Below are 14560 nucleotides of genomic sequence, written 5' to 3' on the forward strand. Positions count from 1 at the left end.
CCGCTGTGTTCGTCACGAACCAGTGCCGTCGGAGACCAGGGGTTGTCACAGAACGTACGTCGCTACACCGCTCGGCGTCACCGAATACCTCAGCGTGATCCGAAGTTCCGGCGTCATCGAACACCCAGCGTCACAGAAGAACCAGCGCCATCAGAGCTGCACCAGAGAGCTAGCCACACGTGATCCATCGTCGGTCCCCGCGGCCTATCCGGACTACGGGACCGAACGGGTTTCCAGTCCGGATCGTTCGTCGACCACACGGCGATCCGGCAGTCCATTCGAGATGGTCGGCGCTACAGATGACCATCCGCTCGAAGGGAGGTGAATGAACATGCGAACATCTCTTGGCATTTCGGCCGGCTCCGAGGTCGTGTGCTCGGCGCTGGTCGCCACCGCGCCGAACGGCGCGCAGAGCTTCGACTACCGCGTCGTGTCCGCCGACGCGGCGCACTCCGATCTCGGCGACCTCGTCGCGTCCTCGATCGAGCTGATGACCACCCAGCTGCCGACCTCGCAACTGGCGCACGACGGCGGCTATCCCGTCGGCGCGCGCTTCGCCGGCGCGCAGCCGCGCAATCTGGAATCGCCGACCAGTCGCCCGCCGACCAGCGTCGCCGTCGCCTACCGCAGCAAGGAGCAGGCGCAGGCGATCCGCTCGGCCACCGGCAAGCAGCGCGAGCTACGGCTGGTCCCCGAAGGCACCGCGGCGCTCACCTACCTGCGGCACACCGGCCTGCTCGACCGCTACGACACCGTCGCCGTCATCGACCTCGGCGCGACCGGACTCAGCGTCACCGTCGCCGACCAGGCCGACGGCACCGTGCTCCGGTCCGAGCGCACCATCGCGATCAGCGGCAACGCCATCGACGACCTCATCTACCACCACCTGGTCGACCTGCACTACGCCAGGCGCGGCACCCGCCCCAATCGCGGCATGCTGACCAATCGCGGCCGCGCGGCCAAGGAGCACCTGTCCATCGCGCCCGCCGTCACCATCGACCACGTCGCTGGCCAGCCGCTCAAACTGACCAGGGCCGATTTCGAGGAGCTGATCGCCGACCTGCTGCGCGAAACGGCCGTGTTCGCCGCCGCGGTGTTCGCGCGGGCGCCCAAGTTCCCGCAGGCGGTGACGGTGATCGGCGGCGGAGCCAACATTCCCGCCGTCGTCGACACGCTCGCCGCGCAGCTGGACGTTCCGGTGTTCACCGTCGAGGACCCCGACGCGGTGATCGCGAAAGGCGCCGCGCTGGTTGCCGATTCGGTGCAGCCGTCGGTGTTCCCGGTGGCCGCGCTCGGCTCCGACGCGCCGGTCGGCACGTTCACCAAGGTGGTCGGCACGCTGGCCGGGGCGATCGTGGTGGTCGGGCTGATCATCGGCTACGGCGTGAAGACGTTCGCACCCACCTCCGACAACGAGGTCTCTCCCGCGGGCACCACGAGCAGTGTGCAGCAGCCGCCGTCGCCCGGCAGCAACGTGGCGCCGACCGGGGCAGGCACCGCCACCGGCGGCAGCAACCAGGAGAGCACCAATCGTCCGCCCGGCGGCAACATTCCGCCGATCACCCAGGATCACGGCCAGCCGTCGAGCAGCCCGACGCCGACACCGGCCAGTCCGCCGACTCAGCCGACGCTGCGCCCCGACCCGAACCTCCCGGTCATCCCGTTCCCCGAGCTGCTCGGCCCGCTCTTCGGCAATTCCGCTGCCCCGCAAGCAGGTTCGTCCACCCAGGAACAGAGCCGCCCTGGCACGCAGACCCCCTCCGCCGTGCCGAGCCAGAAATCCGAACCGACGCAGGCGCCCGCCCAATCCCACCTGCCAGCGCCATTCCGCCAGAACTCCGGTTCCACATACCCCGGCTGGACGAGCCAGGGTCAGTACGGCGAGACCGACTGATCCGTGCCAATCAGCCGACGCCGCAGGCAGTTCAGCTGACGCGGCTGATCGAGACCTAGCCGACGCCCCAGGCAGTTCAGCTGACGCGGCTGATCGAGACCGGCAGGCCTGGATCGGTTGCCACCGTCAGCGGGGACGGTTTCGCGCCACCCGCGATCACGTGCGCGCCGAGGGCCGCGATCATCACACCGTTATCCGTGCACAGCCGGGGCTTGGGCACGCGCAGGGTCAAACCGGCTGCGGTGCACCGCTCCTCGGCCATCGACCGGATACGGGAGTTGGCGGTCGCGCCGCCGCCGAGCACCAGCGTGTCGACGCCGACGTCCTTGGCCGCGCGCACCGCCTTCATGGTGAGCACATCGGCGACCGCCTCCTGGAACGACGCCGCGATATCCGGAATCGGCAGGTCCTCGGCGGACAGGCCGCTGCGCTGCGCAGACTCGACATAGCGGGCGACAGCCGTCTTCAGACCGGAGAACGAGAAATCGTAGCGCGCGTCCCTGGGCCCGGTCATCCCGCGCGGGAACGCGATCGCACGCGAATCCCCCTGGGCCGCAGCGGCATCCAGCGCCGGGCCGCCGGGAAAACCGAGCCCGAGCAGCCGCGCCACCTTATCGAACGCCTCGCCGGCCGCGTCGTCGACGGTGCTGCCCAACTCGACGATCGGCTCGGCCAGATCGGTGACCTTCAACAGATGTGTGTGCCCGCCGGAGACGAGCAGCGCGACGCACGGCGGCATCGGACCGTGCTCCAGCGTGTCCACCGCGACATGCCCGCCGAGATGATTCAACGCGTAGAACGGCACATCCCACGCCGCCGCATAGGCTTTCGCGGCCGCGACACCGACCAGCAGCGCACCGGCCAGACCGGGCCCGATGGTCACGGCAAGCGCGTCCGGCTTGGCGATGCCGGCCGCGGCCAGCGCCCGGCGCATGGCGGGCACGATCGCCTCGAGATGTGCCCGCGACGCGATCTCGGGTACCACGCCGCCGAAGCGCGCGTGCTGGTCGACGCTGGAGGCGACCTCGTCGGCGAGCAGTTCGCAGCTACCGTCGTCGTGCCTGCGCACGATGCCGACTCCGGTTTCGTCGCAGGAACTTTCGATGCCCATGATGATCACGAAAGAACCTCGTCCGGGAGGGGCAGCGCGCTCAGCGCCGGCCTGCGCATGGTGTAGGCGTCGGCGCCGCTTGGGTGGTAGTAGTTCTTGCGCAACCCGATGATGTGGAAACCGTGCTTGGCGTACAACGCGATCGCGGGCGTGTTGTCGGTGCGCACCTCGAGGAACACCGGCCCGCCGCGCTTGCCCGCCTCGTCGAGCAGGGCCTCGAGCAGCAGCGTGCCGATACCGCCGCGCAGGAAGGCCGGGTCGACACCGATGGTGTGCACCTCGGCTTCGGGGTGTTCGTCATCACCGAGCAGCGCGACCCCGGCATAGCCGACCATTCGCCCGTCGTCGTCGCGGGCGGTGATGTAGCGATTGTGCGGCGCGGCCAGCTCCGACTGGAACGCCACCGCATGCCAGGGATCGTCCTCCGGGAACAGCAGCTGCTCGAGTTCGACGCACCGCTCGATGTCCGCAGTGACCATCGGCTCGATTCGGATTGTCACGCAGATCACGCTCCCGTCCGGTCGAGGGTGCGGTAGCTCTTCTCGACGGCGTCGGGCCTGCGCAGGTACAGCGGCACCAGCGCGGCGGGCACCGTGTGCGCGAGCAGCTCGGCCGCGGCGGCCTGCACGAGCCCGGCGGGCGACGGCGTCTCCACCGGAAGCACGGGCAGGTCGAAGAAGTCGACGTGCGAGGCCGATCCGGCGATCACCGTCGCCTCCCCCATGTCCACCTCGCTCGGCTTGGCGACGTCCGGCCCCGCGACGCGCACGCCGGCGCGGTAGCGGGCCCAGTACACCTCGCGGCGGCGCGCGTCGGTGATCACGAGCAGCTCGCTGTCGGGTGTGAGGTCCGACACCGCGTCGGCGGCGATCGCGTCCAGGCTGCACACGCCGTACACCGGAATGCCAAGCGCGTCACCGAAGGCCGCCGCCGTCGCCATGCCGACGCGCAGCCCGGTGAACGGGCCAGGTCCGATGCCGACCACGATGGCGTCGATGTCGGTCCTGGAACGTCCTGCCTCGGTGAGACATTCGAGGATCTGCGGGGTGAGCACCTCGGCATGCGCGCGCGGATCGACTCGAACGCGGGTGGCGAGGGTGCGCGTCTTGGCGGCGACCTGAGCGGACGCACCGGCGGTGTCGTTGCCAGCGATCTCCGCCCCGTCGCCAGCAGTGCCGTTGCGAGCGACCGGTAAGCGGTCACCACCGACGGTGGCCGCGTCCGGTGCGGCCTGCTCCAGTTCCACCAATCCCGCTGTCACGGCGGGTGTCGCGGTGTCGACGCTTAATACCAGCATGATTGATCCAACGATACCGGTTGGTAGCTGCCGCCGGTGCGGAGCTACCAGGTAGTTAATCGACCCATTCCCATACGGCGGTGCGCACGTCCGAATCCGGTTCGCGGGAAAGCAGCACCCGCAGGTGTCGATCGGTCAGGTGTTCAACGACGCCGCGGCCCCACTCCACCACGACCACCGCCTGATGCAGATCGGTGTCGAGGTCGAGGGCGTCCAGCTCGTCCAGATCGCCGCCGAGTCGGTAGGCGTCGACGTGCACCAACGGCACCGCGCCGTCGCGCTCGCCCGCGCGGTGCTGGCGGGCGATGATGAACGTCGGCGAGCTGACCCGGCCCTGTACGCCGAGCCCGGCGGCGATGCCTCTGGTCAGCGCGGTCTTGCCCGCGCCGAGCGGACCGTCGAGCACAACCAGGTCACCGGCGCCGAGCCCGGCCGCGAGCTCACGGCCGAGCGCCTCGGTGTCGGCGACGGTGGGCAGGATCCGCTGCTGCCGGTCAGCCACTGGTCACCTCCGAGACCGATGTCGATTCGAGCACGCCCGCGCGCACGAGCAATCGATCGAGCGCGTCGTTGACGATATCCGGGAACTGCAGGTGCGCCATGTGCGCGGCGCCGATGAGCCGGATCAACTCGCTGCTCGGCAGCTCATGCGACAGCGCGCGGGAGTTGCGGAACGGGATCACCAGATCGTTGGTGCCGCCGAGGACGAGCACCGGCAGCTGCGCGAGAGTTGGCAGCGCGGCCGATTCATCGTGCAGCTCGATGGCTTTCAGGAATTTCACGATGGTCTCGACCGGTGTCCGGTCGATCATCATGGTGGTGAAGCGGGACAGGGTTGGACTCACCTGGCCGTGATACGAGCTGACGTGCAGGATCGGCGTGATCACCTGCCGCGCCGTGGAACGGCCCGCCTGAACCAGCGCGGGCGCGGTGGTCACGGCCATCCGGAACCCATCGATCGCCGGGTTGCGCAGCAGCTGGGTGATGCCGGCGGCGGTGACCTCGGCGGCGGCGGTGGAGAGCAGCGCGACCCCGATCACCCTGGCCGCGAACAACTCCGGGAACTGCGCGGCGGCCGCCAGCACCGCCATGCCGCCCAGCGAATGACCGACGAGCACCACCTGTCCGGTCGGCGCGCTCGTCGTGATCACCGCGGCGAGGTCGCGGCCGAGCTGGGCGACGGTGCAGCTCTCCGTCTCCGGTGTGCCGGAGCGGCCGTGCCCGCGTAGGTCGAACAGCACGAGGCGCGCGCTTGCGCCCCAGCGCTTTTCGAGGTCGCGGCGCTGAAAGTGGAAGGACTCCATGGTGTTGCAGAAGCCGTGCACGAAGATCACGGTGACCGGCGCGTCCGAAGGGCCACACTCGCGGGTGGCCAGGCGAACGCCGTCCTCGGTGAGCACCGCGCCGGAGCGGTCCTGATCGATGAGATCGAAGTTCTCGTCGCGATATTCGTCGCGGCGAGCGGGCCAGAGCACGCGGGCGCCCGCGCGGCGCAGAGCGTGCACACCGGCCAGGGCACCGATCACGCCCGCGGTCGCCAGGCCGCCGCGAACCGGGGTGATCCGGGGACGTCTCACCGGGCACCGCCCACATAGCGGCGGACCGCTCTGCCGCGTGGGGCGCAGACCACCTCGTAGTTGATGGTGTCGAGCTGGTTTGCCCAGTCCTCGGCTCGTGGTTCGCCCTGACCGCCGCCGAACATGATCGCGACGTCACCCTCGCGGATGTTCGCGGCATTGTCACCGAGGTCGACCACGAACTGGTCCATGCAGACCCGGCCGACGTTCGGGTGCCGCGCGCCGCCGATCCATACCTCGAAACGTCCACTCAGCGGCCGGAATACGCCGTCGGCGTAACCGGCGGGGATGAGCGCGACCGTGGTGTCGCGCGGGGCGATCCAGGTGTGCCCGTAGGAGACGCCCGCCCCGGCCGCGATCTGTTTCACCTGAACGACGCGCGCCTGGAAGGTCATCGCGGGACGCAGTCCGAAGTCGCCGAGGTCGGGGATCGGGGAATGGCCGTACATCGCGATGCCGGGGCGGACCAGGTCGAAGGCGAGGTCCGGGCGGGTCAGCGTGGCAGGCGAGTTGGCCAGGTGCACCAGTTCCGGTTCAAGGCCGTGCTCCTTGGCAACGGCGATGGCCTCCAGGAAGCGGTCGCGCTGTAGGTCGTTGGTCGGGTGCTCGGGCTCGTCGCCGCGGGCGAGGTGGGAGAAAATCGCCCGGAAGCGCACCGCCTGCTCGTCGACGAGGGTGCGCAGTTCCGCGAGGGCCTGTGGGTATTCGGCCGTCGACAGGCCGTTGCGGTTGAGTCCGGTATCCACCTTGAGGGTGATCGTCGGAGCGCGGCTCGTGCTCCTTGCCGCCGCTTCCACCGCACGCAGCTGGCTGAGCGAGGAGACGCCGATCTCGATGTCGGCGGCGATCGCGGCGGCGTAGTCGGCGTCGGAGTCGTTGAGCCAGCTCAGGATCGGCGCGGTGATGCCAGCCTCGCGCAGCAGCACGGCCTCGTCGATCGTGGTGACGCCGAGTTCGGCGGCACCCGCGGCCAGCGCCGCTGTGGCGACCTCGACGGCGCCGTGGTTGTAGCCGTCGGCCTTGACCACCGCCATCACGGCGGCGTCGCCCGCGAGCTCGCGAAGGACGCCGACGTTGTGTGCGATGGCATCCAGATCGACGACAGTCTCCACCTGCGCGTTCACGCTAGTCCGCCTCTCCGGGAATTCAGGCCAGACGTTGGCTGCCACGGCGGTGGCGTCGGCGGCTGGCAGTGACGCGGTGGGCTGCGGTCAGCCCGTACCCGACGAGTTACCCATGTGCTGTCGAAGTCAGTCGTCACGATTGTTCTCGCTGAAGTCTATTGGCGCGGGGATATCTGGTTGCGGCGAGTTGCCGCGGCCGTGTTCTGCGGCACAGTGGGGCGGGCTGGCGCGGCGCTGCGGCCAGGTCGCGGGTGGCCCGAGAGCAGCGGGCCGAACCTGCATCCGCCGCGGCCGGACCACGGGTGCCCGCCGAGCAGCCGGGCCGAACCCGCACGCGTGACGACGCTCGAGTCAGAGTTCCGGGCGGGCCAGGGCGCGCAGGGTTCGGATGGCGGGGCGGATGTGGTCGAGCAGCGGGGTCGCCGAGATGGGCGCGGCTTCGGGGTGACCTTCGTGCGCGGCGAGATTGGCGGCGAGGGAGTGGACTCGCGCGGCGGCCGCGGCGGACCAGGCCGGGGGGTGGCCAGCGGCGAGGAGGGTGCCGATGATGCCGGAGAGAATGTCGCCCGCGCCCGCGGTGGCGGCCCAGGACGCGCCGGCTTCGTTGACCAGGACCGGGGCACCGGGGGTGGCGACGAGGGTGGCGCGGCCCTTGAGCAGGACGGTGAGCTGCCAATCGTCGGCGAGGGCGCGGACCGCGGCGACCCGATCGTCGCCGACCTCCGCTCCGGTTAATCGCGCGAATTCGCCTGCGTGCGGGGTCAATACGGTCGGCGCCGAGCGACCGCGGACCAGGCCGGGTTCGGCGGCGAGCATGGTGAGGCCGTCCGCGTCGACGATGACGGGCAGGTCGGTGGCGAGGATCTCGGCGAGCCGTTTGTGCGCGTCGGCGTCGGTACCCGCGCCGGGGCCGAACACCCAGGCCTGGACCCGGCCGACCTCCGAGACCTGCTCGGTGGCAATGACTTCCGGGAAGTGCGCGAGCACATCGGCGGCCCCCGTTCCGGCGTAACGAACCAGGCCCGAGGTCGCCGCGACGGCAGCCCCGGTACACAACACCGCCGCACCCGGATAGTCGGCGCTGCCCGCGCAGACGCCGGTCACACCCTGGGAGTACTTGTCGTCGGCCGCATCCGGCACCGGCCAGTTCGCGCCGATCGAGGCGGGTTCCAGCGCAACCAGATTCGGCTCCGGTAATCGTAAACCGATGGGCACCAGCTCGATTCGCCCGCAGTGCGGCGCGGCCAGGACATGCACCGGCTTGTACGCGCCGAAGGCGACGGTGACATCGGCGCGGACGGCGGGCCCGGTGATCGCGCCGGTATCCGGATCGACCCCGCTCGGCAAATCCGCAGCAACGATCGGAACCTTAAGCGCCGCAACGAGTTCCGCGGCATCAGGCCGCAGCGCTCCGCGACCGGATATGCCGACGATGCCGTCGATCACCAAGTCGGGAGCATCGACCTCGTCGCGCACCCGGCCGCCCGCCTTACGCAGCGCCGCAAGACCTTTCGCGTGCGCACGGGCCGGGTTCAGCAGCACCGCGGTCACCGCGACACCGCGACGGCGCAGCATCGATCCGGCCCACAGCGCGTCGCCGCCGTTGTCGCCGGAGCCGACAAGCAGGGTCACCGCGCGTCCGGCGACGCCGCCGGTGCGCGCCCGCAGCTCGCGCGCGACGACGGTGGCCAGGCCGTGCGCCGCGCGTCGCATGGGGACGCCGTCGGGAACTCGGGTGAACAACTCGGCCTCGGCCGCGCGGACTTCGTCGGCGGTGTAGTAACCCCGCTGCGTGGACATGAGCGATCCTCCACTTCGGTACTGCTCGAGCATCACTGCGCGGCCCCGGGGCGCCGATAGTGCCACACAAGCCCGCAACGACAGCAGACTACGCTTGGCGATCATGCCTATGGTCAAGCCCCGTGCAAGGTCCACCCCGGTGGTTACCGGATTCGTGCTGGCAGCGGCACTGTTGGTCGCCGGGTGCGGTGGTAGCGATTCCGGCGCCGCCGCGACGACCACGAAGCACCCGCATCCGACCACCACGACGCCCCAACCGACGGGCGACACCAAGCCCGCCGCCATCACCGTCGATGTGAACAACATGAAGTTCGCCCCCGCCGACGTCACCGTCAAGATCGGCGACACCGTCACCTGGCACTTCTCCGACAAGGCTCCGCACACCGTGCAGGGCATCGGCGACAAGGCCATGGGCCTCAACAGCCCCATCATCGACAAGGGCGACTGGAGCTACACCTTCACCGTCGCGGGCACCTACCGCTACCTGTGCTCGCTGCACCCGGAAATGCGCGGCACCGTCACCGTCCAGTAGCCGGACCCGTTCAGACCGGCCGATATTGGCGCGTACGCGAGCTGCGCGCGGAACTGGTGTTGAGGGCTTCGACGGCCGCCACCAGGGGTGCCAGCTCGGGGTCGGCGGCAGCTTGGCCAAGCGCGCTGGAGAGAGCGGCGTCGTGCGTGGGGCGAGCCTGCGCCAAGAGGGTCAGGCCCGGCGCGGTGACGTCGGTGTAGATGCCGCGACGGTCGTCGGGGCACAGATAACGCTGAAGTAGGCCGCGGTCCTCTAGACGGGTGACGAGGCGGGTCGTAGCGCTCTGGCTCAGCACGACGGCCTCGGCGACCTGGTTCATCCGCAGGTGCCCGCCAGGCCCGTCGTGCTGGCGGCTGAGCACGACCAGCAGCGAGTACTCGCGGACGCTCAGGTCGTGACCGTTTTGTAGGGCACGTTCGATGTGCGCCTCGATCCGATCGTGCAGCAGCGACAGTGCGTACCAGCCATCGGCCAGGCCGGTCAGGGCGGCATCCGCGGTCATCGCGTTCCTTCCGCGTAGGGATTGTCTCTCCAGGATAGATGACTACCGCAATAGACCGCGCTTGCAATTAACACGCGTCTGCAATTATTGTTGACGCCCGTAAGGATCAGGCGCAACTTAACGTGGAGGCTCTCCCCATGCCGCTCGCACTCCTCGCCCTGACGCTCGGGGCATTCGGAATCGGCACCACCGAATTCGTCGTCGTCGGGTTGCTCCCCGACATCGCCGACACCTACGCGGTGTCCATCCCCACCGCAGGGCTGCTCGTCACCGGGTACGCGCTCGGCGTGGTGGTCGGCGCGCCGCTGATGACCGGGCTCGGCACCCGGGTCTCGCGCAAGCGGATGTTGCTCGGCATGCTGCTGCTCCTGGTCGCGGGCAACGTATTGTCCGCTGTCGCACCCACTTTCGGCCTGATGCTGACCGGACGGATCGTCGCCGCACTGGCGCACGGCGCGTTCTTCGGCATCGGCGCGGTCGTCGCGGGCGCCGTGGTTCGCCCGGACAAGCGAGCCGGTGCCATCGCGATCATGTTCACCGGACTGACCGTCGCCACCATGGTCGGCGTGCCGTTCGGCACCCTGCTCGGCCAGCAATTCGGCTGGCGGCTCACCTTCCTGATCGTGGCGCTCATCGGCCTGATCGGCCTGGTCGGCATCGCCCTGCTTGTCCCGGAACAGCCTGCACCGCGGGACGCCAGGCTGCGCACCGAGCTCGCCGTCTTCCGCAACCCACAGGTGCTGCTCGCGATGGCGATGACCGTGCTCGGCTTCGGCGGCGTCTTCGCCGCGATCACCTATCTCGCGCCGATGATGACCGAGGTCACCGGCTTCGCGGAGAGCTCGGTCACCTGGCTGCTCGTGCTGTTCGGCGTCGGCTTCTTCGCGGGCAACCTGATCGGCGGCAAGTTCGCCGACCGCCACCTGATGCCGATGCTCTACCTGTCCCTCGGCGGGCTGGCCGTGGTGCTCGCGCTGTTCACCGTCACCGCGCACAACAAGATCGCCGCCGCGATCACCATCGTGCTGATCGGCGCCCTCGGCTTCGCCACCGTCCCACCCCTGCAGAAGCGCGTGCTCGACCATGCCTCCGGCGCACCGACTTTGGCCTCCGCCGTCAATATCGGCGCCTTCAACCTCGGCAACGCCCTCTCCGCCTGGCTCGGCGGCCTGGTCATCGCCGCTGGCTTCGGCTACACCGCCCCCAACTGGGTCGGCGTAGTCCTCGTGCTGGTCGCGCTGGCCCTGGCCGTCTGGTCCGGCGCCCTAGAACGCCGCGCAACCCCCCAACCCCACACTGCCCCAACCGAGCCCGCAATAGCAGCCGCCCACCCCTGACCGCCCGTCCCCCGCCACTATGTCCCACTCGGTAGCACCGAGATCAGGCTGAAGCGCCGAACGGGACACCACGGCGGCCCCACTCGCACTTCCCCGCCACCATGTCCCGTTCGACGATCCCTTCATCGTCGAACGGGACATGGTGGCGGGATTACTCGCACTTCCGCGCCGCTATGTCCCGTTCGACGGGTAGGGCCCTCGACGCGAACACCCCGGATCGCTGAGCGATTCGGGGTGTTCGGCGAGTGATGGGTTATTCGACGGTGACGGATTTGGCCAGGTTGCGGGGCTTGTCTACGTCGTAGCCTCGGGCCTGGGCTACTTCGGCGGCGAAGATCTGCAACGGGACCGTCGAGAGCAGCGGCTGGTACAGCGTTGGGGCCGTTGGGATCTCGATGAGGTCGTCGGCGAACGGGCGGACCGTGTCGTCGCCCTCCTCGGCGATCACGATGGTGCGCGCGCCGCGGGCCTGGATCTCGCGAATGTTGCTGAGCAGCTTGGAGTGCAGCACCGCACGGCCCTTGGGCGACGGCATCACCACGATCACCGGCAGGCCCTCTTCGATCAGCGCGATCGGGCCGTGCTTGAGCTCGCCCGCCGCGAAACCCTCGGCGTGCATGTACGCCAGCTCCTTGAGCTTGAGCGCACCCTCCAGCGCCACCGGGTAACCGACGTGACGGCCGAGGAACAGCACGGTCGACACGTGCGCAAGCTCGCGCGCGATCGCCCGCACCTGCGGCGCCGTCTCCAGCACCCGTTCCACCAGCTTCGGCATCGCCTCGAGTTCGGCGAACTCGCGGGCGACCTCGTCCGGGTACTTGGTGCCGCGCGCCTGCGCCAAGGCCAGCCCGACCAGGTAATTCGCGGTCACCTGGGCCAGGAACGCCTTGGTGGAGGCAACGCCGATCTCCGGCCCCGCCCTGGTGTAGAGCACCGCGTCGGACTCACGCGGAATCTGCGCGCCATTGGTATTGCAGATCGCGAGCACGCGCGCCTTCTGCTCCTTGGCGTGGCGCACCGCCTCGAGCGTGTCGGCCGTCTCGCCGGACTGCGAGATCGCCACGACCAGCGTCGAACGATCCAAAACCGGGTCGCGGTAACGGAATTCGCTGGCCAGCTCCACCTCGACGGGCAGCCGGGTCCAGTGTTCGATCGCGTACTTGGCAAGCAGCCCGGAGTGGTAGGCGCTGCCGCAGGCGACCACGAAGACCTTGTCGAAGTCGCGCAGTTCCTGGTCGGCGAGGCGCTGCTCGTCGAGCACGATCCGGCCCGCGCCGTCGGAGTCCACGCTGAAATGCCCGATCAGCGTGTCCGCGACCGCGGCGGGCTGCTCCTCGATCTCCTTGAGCATGAAGTAGTCGTGGCCGCCCTTCTCGGCGGCGGCCAGATCCCAGTCGATGGTGAACGGGCGGGTGCGCGCGGTCGCGTCGTCGCCCGCGAAATCGGTGACCGTGTAGCTGTCGGCGGTGATCACCACCGCTTGGTCCTGGCCGAGCTCGACTGCCTCGCGGGTGTGCTCGATGAACGCCGTGACGTCGGAGGCGATGAACATCTCACCCTTGCCGACGCCGACAACTAGCGGTGTCGAGCGACGCGCCGCGAAGATCATGTCCGGCTGATCGGCATGGGTGAAGACCAGCGTGAACGCGCCTTCCAGCCGGCGAACCACCGCGAGCGCGCTCGCCGCGAAATCACCCGCCGTCGGTCCCTCGGCGTAGGCGCGAGCCACCAGGTGCACCGCGACCTCGGTGTCGGTGTCGCTGTGCAGCTCGACGCCCGCGTCCTCCAGCTCCCGGCGCAGCGGGGCGAAGTTCTCGATGATCCCGTTGTGCACGACGGCGACCTTGCCGCTGTCGTCACGATGCGGGTGCGCGTTGCGGTCGGTCGGCGCGCCGTGCGTCGCCCAGCGCGTATGTCCCATTCCGGTGGCGCCCGCGAACCGCGCCACCCCGATTTCGGCGAGCTCGGCCTCGAGATTCGCCAGCTTGCCCGCCTTGCGTTCCACTGCCAACGCACCAGCGCCGTCCACGATCGCCACACCCGCGGAGTCGTAGCCGCGATATTCCATGCGGCGCAACGCGTCAACGACAACGCCGAGCGCGTCCCGGTATCCGACGTACCCCACGATTCCGCACATGGCTCACCAGAGTACTTATCGGATAACGTTCTCGTCGTGTCGGCGTCTGTGAAATCGCTCCTGAGCACCCTGACCAGCCGCGGCCCCCATCGGGTGCTGCGCGGCAATTTGGCCATCGCCGGGCAGCCGGGGGTGGTATTCACGCCCGAATCGGGGCTCAACCTGCCCGCCGTCGCCTTCGGGCACGGCTGGCTGACCGGCGCCGCCAACTATCGAGGCCTACTCGAGCACCTAGCGTCCTGGGGCTTCGTCGCCGCCGCGCCGGATACCGAGCGCGGCCCGATCCCGTCACATCTCGGCCTTGCCACCGATCTGCTCACCACTGTGGATATCTGCACGGGTGTCCGGCTCGGTGACGGAACGATCAGCGTGCACCCGGACCGGCTCGCGCTGGTCGGCCATGGCATGGGTGCCGGTGCCGCGGTCATCGCCGCGACCCAGCGTCAGGTCGCCGCGGTAGCCGCGCTGTTCCCGGCGCCGACGGCACCGTCGGCCGAGACCATCGCACCCGACCTCGACACGCCCGCGCTGATCCTGGCCGGTGCCACCGATCTCGCCTCGGTCAGCTCCAACGCCATCCCGCTCGCCACCGCGTGGGGCGGGCCCTCGGTGTTCCGGGCGATCGACGGCGCCTCACACAACGGCATCATCGAGGGTCGCCGCGTGCTGGCCGCCTTCGGCGCGGGCAAGCACGAATCCAAGACCGCACGCACCACCCGCGCCCTGCTCGCGGGCTACCTGCTCGCCACCGTTGCCGGTGACAAGACCTACCTGCCCTTCGCCGACCCCGAGGCGGACATCCCGCACACGGTGGTCGTCGACCCGGAGGCCAAGGAAGACAAGCCGGCCCCCAAGTTGAAGATCGGCCAGCTCGCCGGGCTCCTCCGCCGATAGCGGGTTAGATCAGCCAGGTTTCGCGTTGGTAGAAGGCGGCTTCTTCGTCTTCCTGGTCGACCGGGAGGACGTCGCGGTTGGCTTTGCGGGCGGCGATGGAGCGGGCGATGGCTTCGCGCTGCTCGCGGGCCTCTGTTTCGAGCCGCTCTCGTTCTTCGGCTTCGGCGCGCGCCTTGGCCAGTTCGTCGGCGTGCTCCGACCAGAATTCGCGCATCTCGGTGGCGGACGCTTCGGCGAGTTCGCGGCTGGTGTCCGCGGTCCGCTGGTTGATCTGCTCGAGCTCGTCGAGTAGCAGTGCCGAGCGGCGGCGGCATTCCTCGGCGACGCGCTCGATCTCCTCGGCATAACTCACGAT

The 14560-nt window shown here is 69.5% G+C and carries 14 protein-coding genes; 4 read left to right on the top strand and 10 right to left on the bottom strand.

The features are described 5' to 3' along the window. Positions 1-331: 331 nt before the first annotated feature. Complete coding sequence (locus OG203_RS20140) at positions 332-1894, top strand: Hsp70 family protein (protein WP_405167179.1); 1563 nt, start codon at positions 332-334, stop codon at positions 1892-1894. A gap of 76 nt (positions 1895-1970) precedes the next feature. Here the strand turns inward: OG203_RS20140 and tsaD are convergent, their stop codons facing one another. The 7 genes from tsaD to OG203_RS20175 form a co-directional block, all read right to left on the bottom strand. Next, a complete protein-coding gene (gene tsaD, locus OG203_RS20145) occupies positions 1971-3014 on the bottom strand; it encodes a tRNA (adenosine(37)-N6)-threonylcarbamoyltransferase complex transferase subunit TsaD (protein ID WP_405167180.1) in 1044 nt (347 codons plus the stop codon). Further along, on the bottom strand, positions 3011-3505 hold the full coding sequence (rimI, locus tag OG203_RS20150) for a ribosomal protein S18-alanine N-acetyltransferase (protein ID WP_405167181.1): 495 nt from the start codon (positions 3503-3505) through the stop codon (positions 3011-3013). The genes tsaD and rimI overlap by 4 nt, the downstream gene beginning before the upstream one ends. A 5-nt stretch (positions 3506-3510) precedes the next feature. Continuing rightward, positions 3511-4302, bottom strand: a complete 792-nt coding sequence (tsaB, locus tag OG203_RS20155; protein ID WP_405167182.1) for a tRNA (adenosine(37)-N6)-threonylcarbamoyltransferase complex dimerization subunit type 1 TsaB — start codon at positions 4300-4302, stop codon at positions 3511-3513. Between the two features lie 55 nt (positions 4303-4357). Next, complete coding sequence (gene tsaE, locus OG203_RS20160; protein ID WP_397294334.1) at positions 4358-4804, bottom strand: tRNA (adenosine(37)-N6)-threonylcarbamoyltransferase complex ATPase subunit type 1 TsaE; 447 nt, start codon at positions 4802-4804, stop codon at positions 4358-4360. Next, the gene (locus tag OG203_RS20165; RefSeq protein WP_405167183.1) at positions 4797-5879 is read right to left on the bottom strand and encodes an alpha/beta fold hydrolase; all 1083 of its coding nucleotides are present in this window, start codon (positions 5877-5879) and stop codon (positions 4797-4799) included. Before OG203_RS20165 ends, tsaE begins: the two co-directional genes overlap by 8 nt. Beyond that, a complete protein-coding gene (gene alr, locus OG203_RS20170; protein WP_405167184.1) occupies positions 5876-7048 on the bottom strand; it encodes an alanine racemase in 1173 nt (390 codons plus the stop codon). The genes OG203_RS20165 and alr overlap by 4 nt, the downstream gene beginning before the upstream one ends. 306 nt (positions 7049-7354) lie before the next feature. Beyond that, positions 7355-8803 (bottom strand): NAD(P)H-hydrate dehydratase, encoded by a 1449-nt coding sequence (locus OG203_RS20175; RefSeq protein WP_405167185.1) that lies wholly within the window; start codon positions 8801-8803, stop codon positions 7355-7357. 103 nt (positions 8804-8906) lie between these two features. On the opposite strand from OG203_RS20175, the gene OG203_RS20180 reads away from it, so the two are divergent. After that, entirely contained in the window at positions 8907-9335 is a 429-nt protein-coding gene (locus tag OG203_RS20180; RefSeq protein WP_405167186.1) for a cupredoxin family copper-binding protein, read from the top strand. Positions 9336-9345: 10 nt separating this feature from the next. On the opposite strand, the gene OG203_RS20185 is transcribed toward OG203_RS20180, so the two are convergent. Beyond that, positions 9346-9837, bottom strand: a complete 492-nt coding sequence (locus OG203_RS20185) for a MarR family winged helix-turn-helix transcriptional regulator (RefSeq protein WP_405167187.1) — start codon at positions 9835-9837, stop codon at positions 9346-9348. Between the two features lie 137 nt (positions 9838-9974). Here OG203_RS20185 and OG203_RS20190 point away from each other — a divergent pair, with 137 nt between their 5' ends. Next, the gene (locus OG203_RS20190; RefSeq protein WP_405167188.1) at positions 9975-11174 is read left to right on the top strand and encodes an MFS transporter; all 1200 of its coding nucleotides are present in this window, start codon (positions 9975-9977) and stop codon (positions 11172-11174) included. A gap of 253 nt (positions 11175-11427) precedes the next feature. Here OG203_RS20190 and glmS read toward each other — a convergent pair whose 3' ends face one another. Further along, on the bottom strand, positions 11428-13311 hold the full coding sequence (glmS, locus tag OG203_RS20195) for a glutamine--fructose-6-phosphate transaminase (isomerizing) (protein WP_405167189.1): 1884 nt from the start codon (positions 13309-13311) through the stop codon (positions 11428-11430). 36 nt (positions 13312-13347) lie between these two features. Between glmS and OG203_RS20200 the strand changes: the two genes are divergently transcribed. Then, the gene (locus OG203_RS20200) at positions 13348-14205 is read left to right on the top strand and encodes a dienelactone hydrolase family protein (protein WP_405167190.1); all 858 of its coding nucleotides are present in this window, start codon (positions 13348-13350) and stop codon (positions 14203-14205) included. 4 nt (positions 14206-14209) lie between these two features. Here OG203_RS20200 and OG203_RS20205 read toward each other — a convergent pair whose 3' ends face one another. Beyond that, positions 14210-14557 carry a hypothetical protein gene (locus OG203_RS20205; RefSeq protein WP_405167191.1) on the bottom strand — a complete coding sequence of 116 codons (348 nt, stop codon included), beginning with the start codon at positions 14555-14557 and terminating at the stop codon, positions 14210-14212. Positions 14558-14560: the final 3 nt, after the last annotated feature.

This window comes from Nocardia sp. NBC_01499, from assembly GCF_045040275.1.
GTDB lineage: Bacteria > Actinomycetota > Actinomycetes > Mycobacteriales > Mycobacteriaceae > Nocardia.

Coding starts and splice junctions, on each gene's coding strand:
- OG203_RS20190 (WP_405167188.1), top strand. CDS start 9,975: ATGCCGCTCGCACTCCTCGCCCTGACGCTCGGGGCATTCGGAATCGGC.
- OG203_RS20180 (WP_405167186.1), top strand. CDS start 8,907: ATGCCTATGGTCAAGCCCCGTGCAAGGTCCACCCCGGTGGTTACCGGA.
- OG203_RS20185 (WP_405167187.1), bottom strand. CDS start 9,837: ATGACCGCGGATGCCGCCCTGACCGGCCTGGCCGATGGCTGGTACGCA.
- glmS (WP_405167189.1), bottom strand. CDS start 13,311: ATGTGCGGAATCGTGGGGTACGTCGGATACCGGGACGCGCTCGGCGTT.
- OG203_RS20175 (WP_405167185.1), bottom strand. CDS start 8,803: ATGTCCACGCAGCGGGGTTACTACACCGCCGACGAAGTCCGCGCGGCC.
- tsaB (WP_405167182.1), bottom strand. CDS start 4,302: ATGCTGGTATTAAGCGTCGACACCGCGACACCCGCCGTGACAGCGGGA.
- OG203_RS20140 (WP_405167179.1), top strand. CDS start 332: ATGCGAACATCTCTTGGCATTTCGGCCGGCTCCGAGGTCGTGTGCTCG.